The sequence below is a fragment of the Paenibacillus sp. MER TA 81-3 genome (genome assembly GCF_023713585.1).
Taxonomy (GTDB): domain Bacteria; phylum Bacillota; class Bacilli; order Paenibacillales; family Paenibacillaceae; genus Paenibacillus_B; species Paenibacillus_B profundus.
In genome coordinates this window covers 1-22,837 of sequence record NZ_JAMAWB010000040.1, presented here as the reverse complement: position 1 = coordinate 22,837, position 22,837 = coordinate 1, and the positions used below count along the sequence as shown (strand labels likewise).

General features: G+C 47.4%; 22 protein-coding genes and 1 pseudogene. 8 read left to right on the top strand and 15 right to left on the bottom strand.

The genetic code is table 11. The annotated features are described in order from the left end of the window. Positions 1 to 234 precede the first annotated feature (234 nt). The 3 genes from M3650_RS32160 to M3650_RS30970 all read right to left on the bottom strand — a co-directional run bounded on the left by M3650_RS32160 (position 235) and on the right by M3650_RS30970 (position 1,202). The gene (locus tag M3650_RS32160) at positions 235 to 363 is read right to left on the bottom strand and encodes a hypothetical protein (RefSeq protein WP_019422030.1); all 129 of its coding nucleotides are present in this window, start codon (positions 361 to 363) and stop codon (positions 235 to 237) included. After that, positions 360 to 821, bottom strand: a complete 462-nt coding sequence (locus M3650_RS30975; RefSeq protein WP_233696912.1) for a GNAT family N-acetyltransferase — start codon at positions 819 to 821, stop codon at positions 360 to 362. The genes M3650_RS32160 and M3650_RS30975 overlap by 4 nt, the downstream gene beginning before the upstream one ends. A 105-nt stretch (positions 822 to 926) precedes the next feature. Beyond that, positions 927 to 1,202, bottom strand: coding sequence for a hypothetical protein (locus tag M3650_RS30970; RefSeq protein WP_251580188.1), 276 nt, complete (start codon positions 1,200 to 1,202; stop codon positions 927 to 929). Between the two features lie 352 nt (positions 1,203 to 1,554). On the opposite strand from M3650_RS30970, the gene M3650_RS30965 reads away from it, so the two are divergent. From M3650_RS30965 to M3650_RS30945, 5 genes are read left to right on the top strand one after another with little or no spacing between them, the layout of a single operon-like run. Next, entirely contained in the window at positions 1,555 to 1,932 is a 378-nt protein-coding gene (locus M3650_RS30965) for a hypothetical protein (RefSeq protein ID WP_251580187.1), read from the top strand. 15 nt (positions 1,933 to 1,947) lie between these two features. Continuing rightward, positions 1,948 to 2,142 (top strand): hypothetical protein, encoded by a 195-nt coding sequence (locus M3650_RS30960; protein ID WP_251580186.1) that lies wholly within the window; start codon positions 1,948 to 1,950, stop codon positions 2,140 to 2,142. A 25-nt stretch (positions 2,143 to 2,167) separates the two neighbouring features. After that, positions 2,168 to 2,890 carry a glycosyltransferase family 2 protein gene (locus M3650_RS30955; RefSeq protein WP_251580185.1) on the top strand — a complete coding sequence of 241 codons (723 nt, stop codon included), beginning with the start codon at positions 2,168 to 2,170 and terminating at the stop codon, positions 2,888 to 2,890. Continuing rightward, on the top strand, positions 2,880 to 4,025 hold the full coding sequence (locus tag M3650_RS30950) for a glycosyltransferase (protein WP_251580184.1): 1,146 nt from the start codon (positions 2,880 to 2,882) through the stop codon (positions 4,023 to 4,025). Before M3650_RS30955 ends, M3650_RS30950 begins: the two co-directional genes overlap by 11 nt. A 7-nt stretch (positions 4,026 to 4,032) precedes the next feature. Continuing rightward, positions 4,033 to 5,073, top strand: a complete 1,041-nt coding sequence (locus M3650_RS30945; RefSeq protein WP_251580183.1) for a polysaccharide pyruvyl transferase family protein — start codon at positions 4,033 to 4,035, stop codon at positions 5,071 to 5,073. Between the two features lie 415 nt (positions 5,074 to 5,488). On the opposite strand, the gene M3650_RS30940 is transcribed toward M3650_RS30945, so the two are convergent. The 7 genes from M3650_RS30940 to M3650_RS30910 form a co-directional block, all read right to left on the bottom strand. Then, positions 5,489 to 6,364, bottom strand: a complete 876-nt coding sequence (locus tag M3650_RS30940) for a GNAT family N-acetyltransferase (protein WP_251580182.1) — start codon at positions 6,362 to 6,364, stop codon at positions 5,489 to 5,491. Positions 6,365 to 6,512: 148 nt separating this feature from the next. Next, positions 6,513 to 7,334, bottom strand: coding sequence for a DUF2935 domain-containing protein (locus M3650_RS30935; RefSeq protein WP_285848782.1), 822 nt, complete (start codon positions 7,332 to 7,334; stop codon positions 6,513 to 6,515). Positions 7,335 to 7,413: 79 nt separating this feature from the next. Further along, positions 7,414 to 8,550: an ABC transporter permease gene (locus tag M3650_RS30930; protein WP_251580180.1), complete on the bottom strand. Its 1,137-nt coding sequence runs from the start codon at positions 8,548 to 8,550 to the stop codon at positions 7,414 to 7,416. Then, entirely contained in the window at positions 8,547 to 9,419 is an 873-nt protein-coding gene (locus tag M3650_RS30925; RefSeq protein WP_251580178.1) for an ABC transporter ATP-binding protein, read from the bottom strand. The genes M3650_RS30930 and M3650_RS30925 overlap by 4 nt, the downstream gene beginning before the upstream one ends. Next, the gene (locus tag M3650_RS30920; RefSeq protein ID WP_251580176.1) at positions 9,391 to 10,236 is read right to left on the bottom strand and encodes a hypothetical protein; all 846 of its coding nucleotides are present in this window, start codon (positions 10,234 to 10,236) and stop codon (positions 9,391 to 9,393) included. Before M3650_RS30920 ends, M3650_RS30925 begins: the two co-directional genes overlap by 29 nt. Next, positions 10,208 to 10,777, bottom strand: coding sequence for an RNA polymerase sigma factor (locus M3650_RS30915; RefSeq protein ID WP_251580174.1), 570 nt, complete (start codon positions 10,775 to 10,777; stop codon positions 10,208 to 10,210). The genes M3650_RS30920 and M3650_RS30915 overlap by 29 nt, the downstream gene beginning before the upstream one ends. A gap of 191 nt (positions 10,778 to 10,968) precedes the next feature. Further along, complete coding sequence (locus tag M3650_RS30910; protein WP_251580173.1) at positions 10,969 to 14,217, bottom strand: DEAD/DEAH box helicase; 3,249 nt, start codon at positions 14,215 to 14,217, stop codon at positions 10,969 to 10,971. Positions 14,218 to 14,502: 285 nt separating this feature from the next. On the opposite strand from M3650_RS30910, the gene M3650_RS30905 reads away from it, so the two are divergent. Then, positions 14,503 to 15,111: a CatB-related O-acetyltransferase gene (locus M3650_RS30905; RefSeq protein WP_251580172.1), complete on the top strand. Its 609-nt coding sequence runs from the start codon at positions 14,503 to 14,505 to the stop codon at positions 15,109 to 15,111. Between the two features lie 41 nt (positions 15,112 to 15,152). Here the strand turns inward: M3650_RS30905 and M3650_RS30900 are convergent, their stop codons facing one another. Next, positions 15,153 to 15,470, bottom strand: coding sequence for a thioredoxin family protein (locus M3650_RS30900; RefSeq protein WP_251580171.1), 318 nt, complete (start codon positions 15,468 to 15,470; stop codon positions 15,153 to 15,155). A 220-nt stretch (positions 15,471 to 15,690) separates the two neighbouring features. Here M3650_RS30900 and M3650_RS30895 point away from each other — a divergent pair. Continuing rightward, positions 15,691 to 15,810 (top strand): annotated as a pseudogene (locus M3650_RS30895) (winged helix-turn-helix transcriptional regulator); the annotation flags it as partial. Positions 15,811 to 15,976: 166 nt separating this feature from the next. Here the strand turns inward: M3650_RS30895 and nagA are convergent. Together nagA and M3650_RS30885 are read right to left on the bottom strand one after the other, a co-directional pair. After that, a complete protein-coding gene (gene nagA, locus M3650_RS30890) occupies positions 15,977 to 17,125 on the bottom strand; it encodes an N-acetylglucosamine-6-phosphate deacetylase (protein ID WP_251580170.1) in 1,149 nt (382 codons plus the stop codon). Further along, positions 17,125 to 17,910, bottom strand: a complete 786-nt coding sequence (locus tag M3650_RS30885; protein ID WP_251580169.1) for a DeoR/GlpR family DNA-binding transcription regulator — start codon at positions 17,908 to 17,910, stop codon at positions 17,125 to 17,127. The genes nagA and M3650_RS30885 overlap by 1 nt, the downstream gene beginning before the upstream one ends. 236 nt (positions 17,911 to 18,146) lie before the next feature. Here M3650_RS30885 and M3650_RS30880 point away from each other — a divergent pair, with 236 nt between their 5' ends. Continuing rightward, positions 18,147 to 20,219 carry a DUF5693 family protein gene (locus tag M3650_RS30880; protein ID WP_251580168.1) on the top strand — a complete coding sequence of 691 codons (2,073 nt, stop codon included), beginning with the start codon at positions 18,147 to 18,149 and terminating at the stop codon, positions 20,217 to 20,219. 378 nt (positions 20,220 to 20,597) lie between these two features. Here the strand turns inward: M3650_RS30880 and M3650_RS30875 are convergent, their stop codons facing one another. Next, positions 20,598 to 21,749, bottom strand: a complete 1,152-nt coding sequence (locus M3650_RS30875; RefSeq protein WP_251580166.1) for an S-layer homology domain-containing protein — start codon at positions 21,747 to 21,749, stop codon at positions 20,598 to 20,600. Then, complete coding sequence (locus tag M3650_RS30870) at positions 21,670 to 22,686, bottom strand: CAP domain-containing protein (RefSeq protein WP_251580164.1); 1,017 nt, start codon at positions 22,684 to 22,686, stop codon at positions 21,670 to 21,672. The genes M3650_RS30875 and M3650_RS30870 overlap by 80 nt, the downstream gene beginning before the upstream one ends. Positions 22,687 to 22,837 lie beyond the last annotated feature (151 nt).

The window sequence follows — 22,837 nt, the reverse complement described above, 5'->3', positions numbered from 1 at the left end:
TGCTCGCCTCCAGTGGGACAGTAAGCAAAAAAATACGATTTTCATTCGTGAAATCTGAATGAAAATCGTATTTTTTGATGTGTTCACATTCGGTTACGTACAAAAGCCGTGTTTTTCAGTGGCCTCCGTTTCACCAAGGGAAGGTTTTCGCGTTAATGACCTATCGGAATAGACTGTCCCATCTTTTCAATTAACTGTTGGCTTTCTTCATTCAGTCCGATTATGCTGATATGTTTATTCATTTGCCGATACTTCAATAAGACCTTCGAGATCGATGTAACCGCAGAATGATCCCATCGCCACAACGTTGGACAGAATCCAAGCTCCGCCCAGACACAACAAGTGATTGGCAACCGCCCTCATGACGCGCCCTTGTTCTTCTGGAAAAAGGCCAATGTCAGCCCGGGAGCTGCTTCTTGCTCACGGACGAGCTCATAACCATTTTTCTCATACAACCGTTTGGCTGGATCGTTGCGCGCTCCGGTAGCAACGATGAACGTGTGTGCGTCAGGGTGCAAGCGTTCTACATGCTGCAGCAAAGCTTGGGCGATGCCCCGGCGGAAATACTCCGGATGGACGATCATCCGGTGAATGTCGATCGTCCCCCCTTCCCGTTTGAACGAGACGGCACCTGCCAAGTGCTCGCCGTCGTAATAGCCGTGGAATGTTTCGCCGCATTGCTGCAACGATGATACGTTGTCCTTCAAAGGCGGGATGTCCTCGAATTGGATGAGAGCCGCCTCCACACGGTAAGCCGGTAATTGAACGGCCAGGACTTGAGCTGCCGTCTGTTCGTCTTCAATCGATATCCGTTTTATCATGACATACTCCTTCAATATGAATAGGGTTAATCATTATATATCAACTGCAATACGAACATTCAAGATCTAATTACTAATATTCTCTTCATCATTCCGTCTATTGCGCTATCTACATTGTGAGTCAACCAGCGTGTGAGTGGACGGATCCCAGCGCCAAGATGCGTCGCGTCCCTCCAAGCGAACGCCGCCAAGCCATTCGTCCATCCCATTCATGACTACCCAATCTGCTTGTCCAGCAAGGACGCGGCGGCCGGTCTCGGTTAAGCTGATTCGACAATCATTGAATTCGGGAGCTCGATTCGAGAAGCTCGGAAATGAGATTAGGCCTTTGATGTGCAGTAATATATGCGTTCCTTGAGATATTTTTTGAGGCATATCCAATATTGAAGGTCACCCATCTTCATACGCCACGGCATATGCCATCCCCCGAAACGCTTCAACAATCGGTTCAAAGGCTTCCCGCTTCCCATGCTTAGCTTCTTCGATTTGATGAAGCATGAACAGCCACTCCTTTCTGCCATATCTAAATATAAGTGCCTTTAAGGACGTAAAAGGTTACGCAAGCTTGCTAAAAAGCAAAAAAATTAGCGATATACGCGTCCCTTACTGGCAATATTACATATCTATTTTCACGATTAAACGAACATATTTACGAGAAGACAGGGATAAGTTTAGTCACTGAATCTCATTTTGTATACTCTATTAATATGGAAATGGAAGGTAGGTGGAAAATATGAAAATTTCAGTAAACGAAAAAGAGTTGCGAGAATACTTTGAAGGACTGGCTCAAATTATGAAACGAGTCGTCAAAGATCCCTTCAATGAGGACGAGCAGCAAGCAAGCCGTCTCGTGCAAGCTCTGCGGACAGCGATTCGGGAAGAGATGTGGAACGACTCCGCGCCGCCGCATTCGGGGCATGGAGGCTCCGTTTCCCCGCTGAAGCAGCCGATTGAAAGATATGTTCATCGGCAGGTTGAATTGACCTCCTTCGGGGGAACGATTCAAGGAACGATAACCGAAGTCGGAGAGAACTATACAGAAATCAGTGAGCCAGATGGCACGACTGTGCTCGTACATCTGAATCAAGTCATCTCGTTCCAAACTCAATAGAAGAAGGTGATTGTGATGAAAGAAAAACTCCGTTTGTTAATTGGAAAACAAGTACAGGTAGCAAGCGCATTGGACATAACGACGGGCGTTCTCGTGTCCGTCGATGACACGAAGCTGACTGTCCGCACATCCGGATTTCCGGGATATGACAATGGACACTATGCCATATTTCAAATCAATATGGTGTCATATGTCCGCATCGTCTCATAACAAATGAAACAAGGTGGTGAAAATAATGACCTACCTAAGAATACCGGGTCTCGTAAGCATCGTCATAACAAATTATAACAAATCAGCCTTTCTGATTAATTGCCTGGACGGCATTTTGCGGCAAACCTACCCGAATTGGGAAGTCATCCTCGTGGATGATGCCTCAACAGACGATTCTTTGACGCAGGTGGAGAACTGGCTGAATGACAATCGGCAGCAGCTGGCCGAACGTACGTTTATAACGTTGCCTCTTCCCCGAAACATCGGGTATGCTGGGGCGATGACCGCTGGCTTGTATTTGGCTAAAGGAGAACTCATAGCGGTCCATGATTCGGATGATATTTCACATCATGAACGTCTGGAGCGTCAGGTGTCTTTTTTGCAGAGCCGTCCGGATATTGAGTTGGTGGGGACCAACTATGAGGTTTTCGAACACAATCAGATGGATCTGAGGTCCAAAGCGGGCTGGATCCGGTATGGAGATCAAATCCGTAAGGTATATGCCAGCGGCGGCCATTGTGTATGCCATGGAACCATCATGCTGCGCGGCGGCCTTTTCGATCATATCGGCGGGCATACAAGAAGGATAGAAGGCGCAGAAGACTATGAGTTTATAGCTAGAGCCTTAAGCGCGAAGTCCTTGAACATCGAAAATATGCCCGACATTCTTTATTATTACCGCAAGCACCCGAACCAACGGTCCCGACAATACTTCGGAAAGGAACGGTTGAAGCGCAATGAGAAATAATGCCTATCGAGTGCTGATGGTGATGGATAGCTTGGCAGTCGGAGGCACGGAAACTCACGTACTAAGTCTTGTTAACGGGCTGCAAAAGTTAGGCGTTAAACCGGTTTATGCCGGAGCAGGCGGCTTGATGTACAATGCCTTCGCAAAAGCGGCATGTCCGATTCATGCCATCGATCTGACAGCGGGCGCATTTATGCTGGAAAGCTCGCAGAAGCAGACCATCCGTACGCTCAAGCAGATTATGCTGCACCGCAAGATTGATGTCGTCCATGTGCATCAAACCCCTTCGGGCATGTATGCGGCCATGGCCGCTAAAGAGCTGGGGATACCCGTTGTGTTTACCGTCCACGGGGCTTATTATCCCGAGGATCAGCTGATTCGGACGTCCCAATGCTGCGATGCGGTCATCAGTGTCAGCAAGCCCGTACAGCGCTATCTGCAGAATATGGGTATTGCTTCCCTCTTGGTGCCGAACGGGGTCGACCCGGAGGAATTCTATCCGGTCCCCTCCCAAGAGCTGCGGAAGTCACTGGAGATTCCGGATGATGCTAGCGTTGTCGTATATGCAAGCCGGTTGGCATGGGATAAAGCCATCGTCTGCACCATGTTGATTATGGCTGCCGAGCGGCTTCGCAAGTCAGAGATGCCTAATTTGCATGTGGTCGTTGTCGGCGATGGCATCCAATTTGCCGAAATTAATGAGATGGTCAATTCCATCCATAAAAATGCCGAACAAACCTTCATTCATATGACTGGCAATCAGACGAAGGTCCGGGAATATTACGGTCTCGGAGATATCGTGGTCGGCACGGGCCGGGTTGCACTGGAAGCGATGGCGTGCGGGAAACCGGTACTGGCCATTGGCAACCACGGCTTCTTCGGAATTGTCGAGCCGACCGTATACGGACAAGCGTGGGACTATTATTTCGGAGATCACGCTTCCGAACGAAAGGCGACGGAAGATGCAGTAGCCGAATCATTGCAAAAAGCTTTATCCGATCGGAAAGATCTCAAGGAGATCGGCGCGCAAGGACGACAATGGACACTGAAACATTTTAATATCAACAACATCATTTCGCGGATGGATGAAATCTATACAGCCATTCAAGCCCAAAACTCAATAACGGGAGTGTGATGTCAACGTGAAAAACATTTTCTACTTAGGATGGATTGGCTTCAATAATCTGGGCGACGAATGGATGTGGGCCATGTTCGAGCACATGGCGCAGCTGCATCTGAGTCCGGAAAAATATAAGGTCATTCCTTCGATGCCTGGAGTCGATATCAAGAATCTGTCCGTGTATGACACGATTGTAATGGGAGGCGGCTCCTTGCTGATACCGGGCTATCTCGATATATTGCATGAAGCCGTTCGGCAAGAAAAGCGCGTAATCATTTGGGGCAGCGGCCACGATCGCTTGAATCCGTTCAGCTTCGGCCCCGGTGAGCCTGCTGAGAGCAAGGAGTTTTGCGTTAAAGTACAGGAGGTCGTTGAAAATACGGCTTTCTGCGGCGTACGGGGTCCATGGACATTTGAATATATGCGGCAAATGGGCGTCTCGATGGATCGGGTGACGGTGAGCGGCGATCCGGCCATGCTTACGTCCCCGCCGGCGTCTCATGCGGATGACGAAGAAACCCGTGAACGGTGGATCGGCATCAACTGGGGCACATCCTATAACCGGATTTACGGCAAGGATGAAGCGTATGTCGAGAATCAATTGGCTTCCGCGGCAAGCTTCCTAATCGAGCAAGGGTATAAAATATATTTGTACCCGGTATGGGGTCCTGACCGGGAGGCCTGCAAGCGGCTATATGACAAAATAGCGGCTCCCGACAAAGTGGTGTACGATGCAGAAGTGCATACGTACGAACATTATTTGCAACTAATGAAACGGTTCGACCTCACCATCAACTTCAAGCTTCACGCCAACGTTCTTTCCGCAGCGGCGAATGTTCCTTTCATCTGCTTGGGTTACCGCTTTAAGTCATTTGATTTCACCCATTCCCTCAGCATTCCGCAATTGGTAATCTCAACGGACGCGACGCAACTGGCCGAGCGAATTCTAAAAGCAGCGGATTATGTGCAGGCAAACAAAATGCCTATCCTCAACCAAATCGACAACCATCGGCAATCGGTCATAGCAAAATTGGAACAGCCTTTTCTGAAGCAATTATTTTAACGGCAGCGAAGATAGATTCGACTGCATGAATTCACCAACTTAAACTTGAAGAGCACCTGCCCTCACGGTAGATGCTCTTTATGTCCATTTGTCATCCCTTGTTCGAAAGTCAAGTACGCGACTTCCCCCTTATGCTGCACCGTTTTCCGTTTCTCCTATGTGGCAGAGTTCGCTCCCAAGGGCGCACTTACTTGAGTGGTATCTCCTCCCTTCATACCTTCTGTCGCCGCTTCTTCATCGGGAGAAGCTCCCAGTGTCCCAACCATATAGCACGCCAACGAAATAACGATGAATCCGAGGCCTAATCTCATTATGAAACGCTTCTTATTCTTTCCTTACTTTTTTGTCTGTCTCGGTTGCGGTGTCATTCTTCATCAGATAAGACCACATCAAGATGAAATCAAGATCGGTGAAGCTACCCGAAAATCTGAGCTGCGATACCGAAAAGAGTATGATTTCTTTCAGGCAATGAGCTCGAATTTTTAATCATAACAGGCGGTTGACTTTCTTTCACAAATCCAGATTTCTCTAAGCTCCGCACAAATAAAGCCTGTCCATCCGGAACATCGATTCTTAATCTTCCTTGGTGTTCTTTCGCAAGCTCGCGAATGATGCAACATGCGACATCATGATTCGTGGCTACAATAGGTCCAAGTATCATATTGACAGGTCCGGCAATACTTAATCCATACCCTGCCAAATTTCCATTCCGATGTGTGACAACTACGCCCTGTCTCGCTTGTCGAATTCGTACTGCAAGGAACGGTCCCCTATCTGCTCCCACTGCGCCTCGATCCATGGCACGGACTTGTTCGAAGTGGGTATCTGTTAATGGAAACACGTCGTATTCTAACCCTCCAGCTTCTTGGTGAAAGGGTACATAATTATCACTTATTAACTTATGGACACAAGTAATCGTATCGAATCCTAATTTTTCATAAAGCGGCTTTCCTTCTTTCGTTGCAATCAGCATAATCGTCACATCATCAGGCACAGAGCGAATACAAGCCTCTGTCAGCTCCTTACCTAATCCATGGCCCCGATAGCTATCGTTAACGATTACCATCCCGATAGAAGCCAGCTTTTCGGCATAAGGAATCATTGCTGCGCTAGAGATAATCGTTCCTTGTTCATTTTTATGTCCATATACTGTACCTGCTGACATCACTGTACGAATTTCTTGTTCATCATAATCCCAACCAACAGACGCTGATAGTTGAATAAGCCCGGAAATGTCACGTTCACTCAACTTGCTCATTCCAAATTTCGTTTGCTTTTGGTTCACAAACACACACCCTTCATCCCTATCGCTATTCTTTTCATATTTTACCACCTAGGAAAGATGTATCCTACCCAGCCGAAGTGGTAAGTCTTGATTGCATGACAAAGAAGCCAGTCATATTGCCCCTGGCTTCATGAATGATTTAGATAGCTTTTATTCAATGTTCTAACTGTTGAATCGGAACAGGGTATCCTGACAAATGCTGTTCAAACATCTCGATAATAAAAAGAAATCTTTCAGCTTCGCGAAACACATGATCGGCTAACAAAGGGTGGATAATACTTTTTATTCGGCAAGCCTGTATCAATTCACGAGCTGTTTTCTTGAAATCACGCAAAGCTTTTACCGATACTCTGTTTTGGTCCAAAAATTGATCGAGCAGCGGAACGGTTTGCGATTGAGGGCGCATGGACTCTAAATCTTTAGCTTGAAATAGCAATTGGTCGAAATCATGGCTGAAACCGCGCGCTTGTTCAACTAGCTGCCGCTCCGAAGGGTCCAGCAGATGGCTTATGAATTTAGCGTGATCTGCCATAATGCGCAGGAAAAATACATTTTCATCGATAATGGCATCAGGCAGCGGCTCCAGTCTTCCCGTATTTAATTCTTCTAACCGATTTCTGAAATAATTAGCTTCTCGGCTTACATGATCAACTAATAATGGGAAGTTATTCCCTCCTGGAAGCTGGCAGCTTACGATGAGACCCAGCACCTTTCTTTTGAAGGCCCAGATATGAGTAGCCGCATTCTGAACTTCCGAATTAATTCGAATCATAGTCTGGGGATCTGTATCGGCAGGTAATGCATGTGCTCTGTTTTCAATTGCTTCAAACACGCTGTAAAAATGATTAGCCTCATTAATTAACTGAGTATCTTCACATCGAAAGCCTAATTTAAGAAACAGGGAATGCTCCTTCATGATACGGGACCAAAAGCGTATTTCATCAATGGAACGAGCCACAAAGGCATTGGGTGTCAATCGCGCTAACCTCCCAAATAAGTATGTTTAGAAGAGATCATATGTGCGGGAAGCTGCTGTTTAGAACCATAAACTTGCTTTACGCGCTAACCTGATGTTTACGGAATATAAGCCGCGTCCCCCATACCAGCAATCCCGTGACGAGGGTCATGACAGACAACACGGCAACTGGATAAAGGATGGGTGTATCCAGAACGTTAACAGCTTGAAAATAGTTAAACAACCGGGTCACGCGCATGAGTTGGCTATAGCTATAATAGGACAACCATTCGATAACCTGGATTTTCATATTGAACATATCATTTAATACATAAGGGACGCCCAGAATGCCCCCCGATACGAATAAGGTTACAAAAGTAGACGCGCTTAACGATGAAATAAACATGACAGCAAGTCCAAATGCAACACTTCCAACAAGATGCACCCCAAGCTGGATCGCATAATATTGTCCGACCATTAACGAATACGGGGATGTCCCGAACGGATGAGAGTCACCGTACCTGCTCAGACTGTACAGCGGAGTATTGGCTCCGTCTAGATTGCCGAATAACAGCGCATGCACGACGATATTAATGAGCGCGAACAAGAAACAACAGGAGCTTGTGTAAATGATCGCGGCACAGCACTTGGCAGTGATTAGCTTCCCTTTCCCCTTCCTGCTGCTTAAGAGCAAACTATCCATACTGGTTGAGTATTCTTCCGAGTATAGAGGAGCGAGTCCGATAAGGATCAAGGCACCCATAAAGGCGACTCCGAATTGATCAATCATATCAATCATGTAGGCCCATGGCTTGTTATAGTAGACCTGCCCGGAAGGAGGACCTTTCTCTAACAAAAGCTGTTCATGCAGGGCATGCTGCTTGTATTCATACGATCCAAGGACGCTCTGGTCCAATTGTGCGCGAATTTCTTCCAGTTGCCGCTCATAACCTGCATTCATAGACTGGATATCCCAAATATCCTGAAGCAGCCCGCGTTCAGAAGGTGGTGTATCCTTATTATATCGATCCTCATCCTCAAATGTTTTCAAAACTATTTCCCGATCCGCTTCGGTTATCACTCTCTCGTACGGTTTATACTCTTGCGATGCATCGTGGTAATGATCGCTTCGGGAGGCGATAAACAGTCCGTATGTAAGCAATAGCAGCACAGCCACGATCAGCACGCTTTTACGTGAAATGATTTTGAACAGTTCATGCTTCAGCAGATCCATCATTCGGCTAACTCCTCATTGAAATAATATAAATATAAATCCTCAAGCCCCGGCGTTTCCGTGTGAGCAGATGGGAGAGGCTGCTCTTTCGACAGAATGCGGACTTCAATGCCGCTCGGCTGCCGCAGTATATTTCCAACCTTATAGTGCCGTTTCAGGCTGGAGAGCTGGCTTTCATCGATCATCGCCTTCCATACCATTCCCTTGAGCTGCTCCAGCAAAGTGACGAGTCTGTCTTGTTTCAAAAGCTGCCCTTCGTTCATCAATAACACTTCCTTGGCGACATACTCGATATCGGACACGATGTGCGTTGATAATAAGACAATCCGGTCACCGGATAATTCGGACAAAATATTGCGAAATCGGATGCGTTCCTTCGGATCCAGACCAGCCGTCGGTTCATCAAGGATGAGCACCTTCGGGTCATTCAGCAGCGCCTGTGCGATGCCGAGACGTCGCCTCATCCCGCCGGAGAAGGATTTGATTTTGCGGTTCGCATGATCTGCCAAACCGACCAGATGAAGCATCTCATCGACTTTCGCCAGCGCATATTTCTTCTCCTGTCCTTTCAAGGATGCAATATACATCAGAAATCGATGAGCCGTAAATTGTTTGTAAAATCCGCAATGCTGCGGCAAATAACCGAGCAGATCCCGGTATCCGTCTCCCATCGTCCGGATGTCCTCGCCGTCAAGCAAAATGTTGCCGGCAGTCGGCTGCAAGATGTCGGCCAACATTCGCATAAGCGTTGTTTTTCCGGCTCCATTCGGTCCAAGCAGTCCATAGACTCCGTTGCTCAGCTCTGCCGAAAAATGACTAATTGCCCATTTGTCCTTATACTGTTTAGATATATCCTGAATCGTTAGCTTCATAATCCAAGCTCCTTTCTACAAAGAATGAATGTTTCCGTAACAGCTGCTTTCCTTGATTGAATAGAAGCAGCAGCGCCCCGGCATTCACGATGAATGCTGCAAATAGGTTCACTTGCAGCAGTTTGTTTACGATATCGGGATTGGTTAATCCGATCATCCCGAGCGCGATCCATACCGAGACGAGAATCATAACAGCGGAACTGCCGCGGATGCGCATCGCCAACCACAAGGAAGTGCTGGCAACGATTAGAAACGGGGTCAGCCAGCTCCACGTCAAGTCCCAAAAGGGAACGTCATTCCTAAATAGAGAGAGTATGCTGGACAGACACGTATTCAGCACGATGCTGTTCATCACGACGAATAGCAGCCTTGACAGCATAATCTCTTGCGCAGATACTTTACAGGCCAGTTCGATCTCCAAGACGCCTTGCTCTCTCCCTTTGAATACTTCCAACAACCCGATGATAAACGGAACGGGGGCAAACAAAATGGCAGCGGCATACGGATGCGGCGCGTCCGCCGCGGCCAACCAGAGCCCCGTCAGTAACACTGACAAACAGCAAATCCAGTATAACTTGCCGAAAAAAGGAATTTCCTTCGCGGCCCGGTTCATCAATTCTAATAATCGTTGCCTATTATGCGAATCACTCTTGTTTTTTTGCGGGACATGTGGTCTTAACGCTTCGATCGTACGATCGATATGCGCATCCGACGGAAGCTCCACGCTGTACTGCTCAAGCAGCGTATCGATTCCCGAATAATCATCATTTGGTGATTGTTCCCTCGTTTTATATTTGCTTTCTCTTTTCACATCCATCATCTCCTGCAAGCAGTATTTGCTTAAGTTTGGATATCCCTGCTTTTATTCTGGATTTTACGGTGGATTCATTGCTGTGGGTCATGTCAGCAATCTCCTTCACTTTCAGATCATGATAAAAATTGAGAATGATGACATCCCTCTGGTGTTCAGGCAGAAGAAGCACGGCCTGCTTCGCTTTTTCCCGCTGATATTGAATATGAAATAAATCCCACACATTACTTTTGTCATCAGAAACATTTGCATCCAGTTCGGTTTGTGTATGGTTTTGTTTATAATGTTTGCTGCGATAATAATCCAGGCAGTGATTTACCGCAATTTTCATTAACCAATGAGCGAATTTTCCGTTGTTCCGATAAGATCCAAGTGACTGCATCATCTTCATGAACACTTCCTGCGTCAAATCATAAGCCGTATGACGATCACCGATTTTTCTATATATGTAGGAATAGATCGATGAATAGTGACGTTTCACCAGCACTTCCATTGCTGCCTGGCTCCCGCTTTGTATTTCCTGGACAAGGTCTTCATCCGTCAGCACCCAGCTCCCTCCCTTCTACCTGATTAACGTAATAAAAACGGAAAAAGACGAATTGATTTGAATGTAAAAATAAACCATGCAGACACAAAGAAAAAGCCGGATTACCCTATGATAGGGCAATCGGCTTCTTTAGCGTTATGACGTCTTCTTCATTTCTACGATACGAAGCGGACAGTTCGCAGAGCTCTTTATCATATCATCAGAATCTCCCGGATATCCTGCTCCGTCAGCGCGGACAGTGCCTCGTGGCCCGGCTGAATCACTTCGTCGATCAGATTCAATTTTTTCTGCTGGAGCTCGAACATTTTGTCTTCCACGGTGCCTTGGGAGACGAGCCGGATTACTTGCACGACGCTCTTCTGCCCGATGCGATGCGCCCGATCGGCTGCTTGCTGCTCCACGGCTGGGTTCCACCACAGATCGTAGAGGATTACGGTATCCGCTCCGGTCAGGTTCAGTCCAGTGCCGCCAGCCTTTAAGGAGATGAGGAACACATCCCGCTCCCCTTCGTTAAACCTGCTGCACAGTTCCACACGCTCGGCCGAAGACGTTTTTCCGTCCAAGTAAAAATACGGCACGCCTTGATAACCCAACTCCCGCTCGATTAGGCCCAACATTTCGGTGAATTGGGAGAAGACAAGCATCCTTTTGCCCGCGCTCCGGCATTCCCCCACAATTTCTATCAATTGCTCGAACTTGGCCGAGCTGCCGGCATAGCCTTCAACGAACAGGGCAGGGTGGCAGCACAGCTGGCGAAGCCTTGTCAAGCCAGCCAAAATTTTGAGCCGGTTTTTCTGAAAATCGTTATCGTCCAGATGCTTTAATGTTTCCTGCTTCAGCTTGGCCAAATAAGCTGCGTACAGCTTCTTTTGTTCCGGCAGCAGCTCGGAGGCTTGCAGCGACTCGATCTTCTCCGGCAGCTCCTTCAGCACGTCGGTCTTCAAGCGCCGCAGCAAAAACGGACGGACACGCTTGGACACCGTTTCCCGGGATAGTTCATTGAATGCTTTTCTGCCCGGGAACAGATCAGGTTGTACGGCGCCAAAGATGGACCACAGCTCCTCCAGCGAGTTCTCCACGGGAGTGCCCGTGAGGGCGAAGCGATACTGAGCCTGAATCTGCTTTACCACCTGTGCCGTCTGAGTCGTGTGGTTCTTAAAGAATTGGGCCTCGTCCATTATGAGTGTATGGAACGATTGCTGGGCGTACATTTCGATATCCCTGCGCAGAAGCGGGTAAGATGTAATGACTGCGTCAACCTGGGATGCATCTTTCACAATTCCGCTCCGTTCCGTCTTGCTGCCGTCTGCAATCACGGCCCGAATTTCCGGCGCGAACTTCTTCAGCTCATTCTGCCAGTTGTACAGGAGCGAAGCCGGAGCGACGATCATCGCGGGTAGTCCCTGAGTTCTGATCTCGGGCAGCACGGAGACGATAAACGCGATGCTCTGCAGCGTCTTGCCAAGACCCATATCGTCTGCAAGTATGCCCCCGAACTGATATTGCGCCAGCGTCTTCATCCACTGGAACCCATACTTCTGATAATCCCGAAGCACGGGAGCCAGACCGTCGGGTACGGGGAAATCCAAATAGTCTGGATTCCGCATGTTCTCCAAAAGCCTGCGGAATGATTTACCCAGGCTAACGGCATTTCCTTGTCTTTGGGAATCCATTAAATGAAGCCCGCGGATGACCGGAAGTCGGAACTCCGTTCCCTTGACCTCACCTTTGCGGACGCCCATTTCGTTCATGAAGCGGATGATCTCCTGAAACTCCGCGCTTTCCAGCGGCAATAACGCCCCATTGCGCAGACGATAATATTTGCGCTTCTCCTCCAAGGACTTCAGCAGATTGCGGATGTCCGATTCAGGAATCCCTTCCATATCGAACCGGAATTCGAGCCAATTGATTCTGTCATCGACATCTACTGTTATCTTCGGCGGGGCATGTTCGGTGCAGATCCTTTCTTTCACGGCGGAGGTGGCATATACCTGCACCAGCTGTTCCAGCTGGGGAACGACGTGAACCAAAAATTCGTATTCCGCGTCTTCATCATCCATGAAATACCCGGCTTCCGTCTGGGTGAAGGAGCTATTCTCCATAAGCTCCAAAATTCGCCGTTCCTGTTCCCCGTCACGCAAGAGAATGCGGTCCTCGCCGCGCCTCTGCACGTTTCTTTCCAACGGATTGATGACAATATCGCCATATTGGAATTCCAATCCGGCAAGCAGCCGATCCCTCACACGGTCCAAATATAGTCTGGCCTTCAGCTGCGTCTGCATAATGCGGCCGGAAATGGCTTCATCGATGTGGACACAGCCCAACTTCATCAGACCGGGTATTACTTTTTCCATGAAAGGTTCCATCTGCTCCGGAGGAATTTGGATTTGATGCTTGCCGGAAGCTTCGAGCATTTGCTTCAGCCCCGCGAGACGCTTGCACTGGTCGGCCTGCAGCTTCAACAGCTTGCCTTCACTCAGGACAACCCCGTACGATTCCATGACGATAATCCCTTCCAAGCCTTGGACGTCCAATTGATAGCTTTCTGACTGTGCTTGGCCCAGCTCGAAATGGAGGGGGATCGGATCGTCGGATATACGGATGCCTTCGTATGTGTCGCCCCCCTGCTCAAACTGTACCGATGGAGCTGCGGCGAGCAAGGGAAGAATGGTATCCCATAAGAAAGGAGGAATCAACAGCATCCGATCGCCGCTCATAGCGCTGGCGCGGAAATAAATGTTCGCAGTTTCGCGGTACGTCTCTTCGTTGCGATAGATTTGGATTAATTGCTGAATGACCGCGTCATCTTCTTTTTGGAAGCCGTGGAGCTCCGGATCATAAGTGAATAGTTTGGAAAATGGGTAGTCTTCTCTCCGATCGATGTGATCGAGAAATTCTCTAATTTTTTGCACAACATATAACCGTTTGGGCCCGACCTTGAACTCAATGCCGAATATGTGCTTCCGATAGCCGTAAGAGACGGGTCTGCAGGTGAACTCCACGTGAAGAGGAGTCCTTGTATCAAAAAGAGGCCTTGTGCCGCTTGGGCGCAGCGGCTTGTCGCCGAAGAGCCCCAGCATGCTTTTGGCCAATTGAATATCCCTCGCCGAAATCTGGCACGAAGCACCGGTTTGAATCGGTCGTCTGCCACCATGCTGCATATGATGGAGATTCAGCAGCACTGCTGCGATATGTTTGCAGTAGTTGTCGTAAGAGGGAAGCGCGGGACAGGTGCACTCCGCCTCCACATCCCCATTTTGACCGATATGGACTGTAACTTTGCAGCTTTCTCTTTCCTCAACCGTGGCCTCGTAAATAGAAGCCCCTAGATCGTAATTCGTGATAGTCACCTTTCCGGCTCGGTAGCAGGCTGCTCCTTTTTCAAAAGAGATCTGGCCGCATAACGACTTAATGAACCGTTCAGTTAGTTGTAAACCCATGATCTGGTCCTTCCTTTTGGATGGAAAATTGATTTTCCGGAATTATTATATTTCCTATGATAACAGAAAACATTTGCATGAAGCCAAGACTTTGCGTATCGGGGAAAACCGACGCTTGTAACGGCGGGATTTAAATTGAATTTAATGGACTAATGTATTGAATTTGATTAAAATGATGATGTATGAAAAATTTTCTGAGAGTTGAAGGTGAAAAATTAATGATTAGAGCGGTGGATAACGCCTCCTGCATCGCGAAATGATTAATCATGCAGGAGGCGAACCAACATGCGCGAAGGTACATTTAAAAATTGGATGCATAGTCATTGGCTCAAAGAACAAATATCCAATCCAAATATCGAAGTTGGAGATTATACGTACTACTCAGGTTATTACCATAAAGAACAGTTTGAAGATTATTGCGTAAGATATCTGTCTGCGGAACGGAACGATGTTGATCGTCTTATTATCGGGAAGTTCTGTTCCATAGGTTCTGGCGCTGCATTCATTATGGCCGGCAACCAGGGACATCGATATGATTGGGTTACGACGTTCCCCTTCTTTTATGCAGGGGAACAATGGGGCAACGAATCGGTAGATGGCTTCAAGCGTGCCGGTGACACGATCGTCGGCAATGATGTGTGGATTGGAACAGAGGCTATGATTATGCCCGGAATCCACATTGGAGATGGCGCTGTCATTGGTTCACGCGCCCTTGTGACCAAGGACGTCCCGCCCTATACGATTGTGGGCGGCAATCCGGCCAAGCCGATTAAGAATAGATTTTCTGACGAGGAAATTGAATATCTAATGGCGTTGAAATGGTGGGATTGGCCAATAGACAAAATAAAAGGCCATATGCATCTTCTATGTTCTGAGCGAATCACCTTGCTATAATAAGATAGACCAGAGGCGGCCTGCCTCTGGTCTCTTATCCATTAAGACAACGTGCTTAAAAATTCTCTGATCTGATCGGGCGTCTTCGCGAACTTGCTGTGCAAATGGCCGACCTTTTGGCCATTTTTAAATGCAAGCAGACTTGGGATGCCTCTTACATCGTTCTCCTCGGCAATATGTTGCAATTGCTCGGCATCGACTTCCAACCATTCTTTGTCCGAGTTTTCGATAACGATATCCCCGATAAAGCGGTCGAGGTTTTTACAGTCCGGACACCAATTCGTGTAAAATTTCAAAATGGTGAACTCATCTTTCCCGATTTGGTTATGATACTGTTTTTCTGTAGTTATTTTTTCCATTGCAATCATCCTCCATCTCCTACTTCACTAGCTTATTTTATTCGCGGTACCGCTAACCGTCAATCCCGCTGCATTCGCGATTCGCGCTGATATCATTCATCAATTATGCAGCTTTGTACTGCTTCGGAGATGCGGCTTCCTTGCGTACAGCTTGAATGGCATGTAAGGCCCAATATGAATCCTTCAGCATGCCGCGCCCTACAGCTGCCAACTCTGCATCCTAGTGGAGCGAGGAGTATATCCGGTAGTTCCTCCGCGTGTAGAATATTCTATAACGGAAAGGGGGAAAAGACTCGAAGGCATATTCATTGAATTGAAGCGATTTGGACTTACTTTGTAAGGTATGCTGCAGCAATTGCTTATCACAAAGAAAGCCGATATTCCCAATTATAGGGTTATCGGCTTTCTTTTTTATGCTTTTATGAACTCGTAGACTCGGTTGAATCGTCTGTTATGAAGTTCCGCCAACCCCGACCGGAACTCGCCCGGCTAAGGTTATTGTATTTTCATCCTATCCTTTTACCAGCGATCATCGTCCACACAACTTGAAACTGTTCGTCCAACAACACGAGATCTGCATCGTAGCCGGGCTCGATTTTCCCTTTATCACGGAGTCCAAGTATATTTGCAGGTGTAGTAGAACCCATGTGTACAGCATCCGTCAAGGAAATCCCTGTATCGACAGTAAGGCGTAATGCTTCATTCATCGTTACGGTACTGGACGCTAAGGTACCATCCTCCAGTCTTGCGATACCTTCTGATACAGTGACATGATGGCCGCCAAATACATAATTTCCATCCCCCATCCCCATTGCCTGCAAAGCATCTGTTATGAGCACCATACCTTCCGGCCCTTTCAAACGATGCATCAATCGAATAATAGCAGGATGCAAATGAACTTGATCCACGATCGCTTGCAGACTTACATGATGTTCTTCAAATGCGGCTACGATCAGACCCGGATCCCGGTGATGAATCGGGCGCATGCCGTTAAAACAATGCGTAACATGACTGGCACCGGCTGCAAAGGCCTGTTTCGCTTCCTCGTATGTGGCATCGGAGTGAGCGACCGCGATGACAACTCCCTGTTCTCTCAGGAAGGAGATGAGCTCTATTCCTTCAGGTAATTCCGGAGCGATCGTTACCATTTTAATCAGTGAGCCCGCTTCCTGGAAAATCTCCTGCATTTCGTCCATGTTGGGATGGCGGAGATACTTTTCATTCTGCATTCCTTTACGTTTCGGATTTAAATAAGGCCCCTCTAAATGAATTCCCGCAATCTTCGCTCCCGCTTCTTGTCCGATGACTCGCTTGACGCTGCGAATCATGTTCAGCAGGTCCTCCATTGTAGAGCTTACTGAAGTGGCGAGAAATGAGGTGCATCCTGTCGCGGCACATGCGTGCGATACTTCTTGAATACTCGCTTCCGTACCATCCATCATGTCCAAGCCATTGGCGCCGTGAATATGAACATCGATCATTCCAGGTATTAGCCATTGCCCTCTCCCATCAATCCGTTCATATTGATCTTCTACTGCAGAGTGATATTCGGGCTCGACTCTCTCTATTTTCCCATCCCTAATCCATACCGTGGCTGACGGGACGATTCGGTCTGGCAGCAGCAATTGCACATTTTGCACCACTTTGTTGTTCATTATTGCTCGTCGCCTCCCTGCTGGATGTCTGCTTGACACTCAATAACCGTAATGTTTTTCTGGTCAATTGCTTCTCTGATTTCAATCGGAATGTCCTGATCGGTAATGATGATATCCACGCATTCGAAATCTAACCTAAATCTCGATTTGGCTGCAAACTTGGTATGATCGGCGACGAGTATCACTTGATCCGATCGACGGGCCATTTCCCTTTTCACGCGGGCATCTTCTTCATAAGGATAATAGAATCCATCAGAATGAATGGCGGTTGCACCGATAAACGCTTTGTCGGCGCGGATTTCACTAATTTTTTCTATGACAGACGGCCCATATAGCAAGCGATTTTTGGCATGCAGGTAACCGCCGAGAACATAGATTTGAAGGTCATCTCGATTCGATAGTACGCCTACGTTATCAATGGAATGAGTGACTGCCGTTATATGCTTCGCTTGGATTTGTTCCGCTACAAACTGTACGGTGGATGATACGTCCAAGAACACAGTCTCCTGATCCTTGATTAGCTTGGCACCAAGCTTTCCAATATTTTTCTTGCTGTCGGATTCATCAATTAAACGCTCCTGATAGGAGGACAACTCCTTTTGCAGTTCGGGTAAGGCGACCCCTCCATGCGTCCGAATGACAACACCTTCTTGAACTAGCTTGACAATATCTCTGCGTGCCGTATCCCTCGACACCTGAAATAGCGAACATATATCTGCAACGCTCATCGATTGGTGTTGACTTAAGTGCTCGAGTATTTTCAGCAAGCGCTCCTCTTGGTACATTAGCCGCACCTCCTTTGTATGTAATTATAACTCGTTTAATAAGTATTTGAAAGTATATTTTGATTAATAGTAAGTATGTATAAGTATTGTGTGATTTAATTTAAGTATATGCTTCAAAAATGCAGCCTACGCAATCTGATTCAGAGCTTTATACCAATAGCAATTTATGGTATATTCGTTTTTGGTAGTTATAGGTATTGCCGTTTTTAAGGCAAAAAAGATTGTACTCTAAGCAGATGGAGTTGAGTGTAGTGCTTAATTGGTATCGACGAGTGAATTGCCTGACACTGCGTTGGTTATGGTGTCTAGTTATTTTAGGGATCGTATCCTCTATTCCGATAGCATATCAGCGTGTCATTACAGAAAGCTCATCTAAGCAAGTAGAGTTTGTTTTTAATTTCAGTAATCTTCTTGCCATTTCGGACTACAAAGCCAATCCGCGACAGTTTGTCGCAGACCAGCTTGCTCTGATGAAGCAAGCTGGTATTCAATCGATGGCCGTAAACGAAAGCACACTTGATCTACTGAAGTTAAGTCGGAGGATAGATTTGTTCTCATCACACGAAGCCGCAGCTTTAACTCAAACCTCGATTTCTCCACACGAAAATTTTACGTACCTGTTGTTTTCCGAGAGAGAATCAGAAGATGAAATGAAAACCATGATCGAAACAAGCTTTCAACGGATGAATGTGAAGTTAAAACCATGGACTTTTAAAAATCAAAATGGTCTCATTATCGAGATGCCTATAGCAGACGCTGCTCACTTGCCAATGGATCCGGATCCAGTAACGTTGGAATTGTTGAAAGATAGAGGATTTCACATCATTATTTCACTATCCAATCGCCGCCAACCCTTTTCGCCCCGGGACATGAACGATATGTTGAATCGGCTCGTTCCGTTCAATGTGACATCCGTCATCATAGATGGAGATGCCGTTCCCGGATACACGAACGACGAAAAGACGGATGGCATGTCATTAATGGCGAATCTGCTGAAGAAACATCGGGTCGGGTTAGCATACACGGAGATGCAAAAAGCAGACCCATTGGGATTCGACATTCTGGCTAAGGATCTAAATTACGATGTTTTTCGCTTGCATCAATTCTCGGAAGCAGATGCGAATAAGCTCGTGCAAAATATTTCGCTGCAGGAACTGGAAGATCGCGTTCAACGATTTGCAGACCGCTTTGTTCTCGCTGTCAAGGACCGCAATATTCGAATGATTCTTTTGAACGCTGGCGCAAGCCAAAGCACGGGTACGGGATTGTATGCCGATCCCCTTGCCTCCATCTATTCCATCCTGAATGGCAAAGATGGAGCGGTACAGAGAATTCAAGAACAAGGATATGTGTTGGGCCCGGCGCATTCTTTTACATTATCCAATACGAATTTGCACGAGATTCTAAAGCTATTGGCCGTTTTGGGCAGTATATCCATCATCGCCATCGCAATGTCTTACTTAGTTCCCTCTTCTTTATTGTTCATCTTTGTAATCGGTTTGTTCGGCGCATGTGGAATCGGCATGCTGTCCACTAGCTTGCTATATAAAATGCTTGCTCTCGGCGCTGCGATCTGCGCTCCGAGCGTAGCGATGATGATGGCTATTAAATGGATACGCAGAAAACAACATAAAAAGGAAGCGACACGTCTTTGGTCCCCCTTCCTACTGTTACTATGTACATCACTGTTGTCTCTAATCGGTGGTATTTATATTGTTGCGCTTCTCGACCATATCGTTTATTTCCTCAAAATTGATCAGTTTATTGGAGTTAGTGCTGTTAGTTCGGTACCTATTGCACTTGTTCTCCTGTACCTTGTCTTTTTCAGTGAGGATCTTACGACTGAGGAAAAGATGTTAAAAGCGAAGCGAATACTAATTACTCCCATTAGCGTTCTATGGATTCTGTGCGCTGGGTTCGCGTTGGTCGTCATGCTTTATTATTTATCCAGAACGGGGAATTCGGGAAATGTATCTGCGATCGAGTCGTTATTCCGGTCTTTACTGGAAAATACAATCGGAATTCGGCCAAGAAATAAAGAATTTCTGTTTGCCCATCCTCTGTTTATCTTAGGAGCTTACCTTGCCTTGAAAAATAGACCAAGCGCATTGTACATCATGGCTGTAGGAGTGATTGGACAAGCGTCGCTCGTAGATACATTTGCCCATCTGCATACATCCCTGCCTATTTCCATCATTCGCGGCTTTTACGGAGTGGTATTTGGTTCTCTCGTTAGTTTACTGTATATTGGGGCGTGGAATTTGCTTGAGTACATTTGGAGAAAGTGGGTTCCTGCGCCTTCTCCGTAAGTGGAGCATCAACATTTGAGCTTGTAAGTAAGTACTGATTATAAAAACAGGTCGCACCAAAGGGAATATTTTTCTCCTGGTGCGACCTGTTTTTCGCGTATGAGCGAGCTTGCTAGCTTCCACTCGCCTTGACTGAGTAGCCAGATTCATTGGAAAATATGCAGCAGAATGCTCACATGAGGTGGCTGAACGGCAATTAGAATGTACTTTGTCCAGTGGATCTAACTGTTTTCAGCGCTTTCTGCCTAATAAACGTCCAGACCATTGGATGAAATCCAACGAGGCCTGCTGCAAAGAGAAATATCGTGCTGTTCCACTGTACATAATCCAATGACTGATGAGACTAGACGAATAGAATTCAGCATTCAGCGCCGATACTTAATAGTTTTCACTGTATTGACTTGCATTCATCGATTTATAATTGACAGGGATCCAATAGTACACTCCTTCAGTACGCAAGTACAGATTCAGCGAGTCCTCCTTGAATGGGCCAGCGCTAACCTTGAATGTGCCCTGGCTATCTACAGACACGGATACATCCTGGATTTGCTGGGGCTTGGAGCCGCCTGTCTGCACCATAAGCGTGAGCTGCTGGCCGGCCAATTGCGCAAACTTTCCTTCAACCGCCAACATGTAATCATCTTGAAGTTCTGCCCACATCATACGATCTTCCATCGTATCCGGCTTCACATACACCTCTCGTTCCGGCAAGCGAGGCAACACCGAGATTGGCGTTATGTTCGCAGGCCGGCCCCGCAGTTCCTTCAGCTTCGGTTGCAAATATTGCAACATTTGGGCCGCTTCCCCGCGCGTAAGCGCATCCCCCGGCTTATAGCCTTCAATTGATAATTCTGTTTTCCCTTTGGCATAATCCTTCCCGAGTATGTACCATACTACATTGTTGCCGGCGAAGTTGACTCCGTCGGCTGCCGAGATGATCTCTGCCGCTTTCAGCCGGGTCATCTTGCCGTCTCTCGCAGAGAGCGATGTCAGGCCATTCAAAGGAAAATTGCGTTCATCCGCAATAATGTACGCCGCATCCGCCCAATGCTTCTTCTTCGCTGGCGCATAAGCGTCAATATTGACCTTATACATGCGCAGCAGCATCGTCCAAAAATCTGCTTCGCTTATTTCAGCGTCTGGTTGAAACGAGCCGTCGCGAGAACCTGCAATGATGCCGGATTGCACCGCCCATGCGACAGCCGCTTCGGCCTTGTGACCGCCAATATCCGTCAGCTTAGACGGATCCGATGTAGCTGGATAAGTTTTCGTCTTCAACCGGGGCAGCACCTTGACCTTCACTTGTGAAGACACCCCTTCCGAAGACATCGTAACAGTATAATCGCCGGCCTTGATACCTTTCAGGATTCCTGATGACGATATAGTAAGGTTACCCGGGCTGCTGCTTGCGAATTTCACGCCGGAGGCAAGCGAGTCGCTCGTGCCGTCGTCATAATTGCCTATCACCTGAATCGGATACTCCTCGCCCTCGTTCAGGACAATCTCCGCATAATTTGCCGATAACTCCAACAAGCGATGCCCTTGTCCGGTCGTGAACGACCATGCTTTGCGCTGCGTTGCAGGAGAGTCTTCTACTTGGTATGCGAGAGACACGGTATACGTGCAGCACTGATTTCGGATACAAGAACAACGTATCGCTTTTGAGCTCTTCATGGTACGGTATCGTGACGCCCGTCTCGTCCGTAATAGTCGCCTCGTGCCATGCCATCGGCTTTTCGGTTGTAGCCGAAATAATATAGCCAGAAAATTTGACGTCAAATTGATCCAGCGGGTTCGGAATTTCATGCCCGTAAAATCCTACAGGAACGCCAGTCATCTTATCGTGCGGGTATACAGATACGCCTCCTTCGATTGCTGACGGCGAATAGGAACCCGCCATATTGATGACGGCAGTACCGTCGACGAGCGCGATGCCCACTTCACTATACTTCGGACTGAGGATAATCTCGCGGTGATACGCGGTATCTAGCCATCCATGAATCGCCTTCACGCTGCTCTTCTGTTTGAAGTGCATAACTTCTCCAGAACTGTATCCCTGTGATCCGGGCAGCCATCCGGCAGCCTTCATCCTCTCCAACACCGACTTGCCTGTAAATCCGGGCATCCCTGGAGTCTCCTTGTGTGCGCTCAGACTCGGCTGGATGTTATTGTTGTTATAATAGGAGGCATGCAGTGTCGCTGCCTTTGTAATCGCCGAATGGAGACGAACGGGCTGTACGCCAGCATTGACGCGAACCTCGTTCAGCAGAGCAAGCCCTGCGAGCTGATCCTCTGTATAGCCGGACGATGCATCCGCCGTATTTGCTGCCGCAGATACTGGTTCGGCATTGAACGGGCAGACGTAAATCCCGGCCGTGAGTATTGTCGTCAGCGCAGCATATCGAGCGAAGCGCCTCATGCCGCGAATGACCGATGAATGTACTGAGTTCTCATTAGTATCTTGCATTGTGTTTCCCCTTCTCTTTATATTTGACGGATTGTAATATGAAGTGCGACAGTTACCATTAAATAAAAAAATGGCTCATGATTGATTCGTGTAAAATGGAGTCACCACAACAACCATTACACGGAGGAATCAATCATGAGTTACTCACATT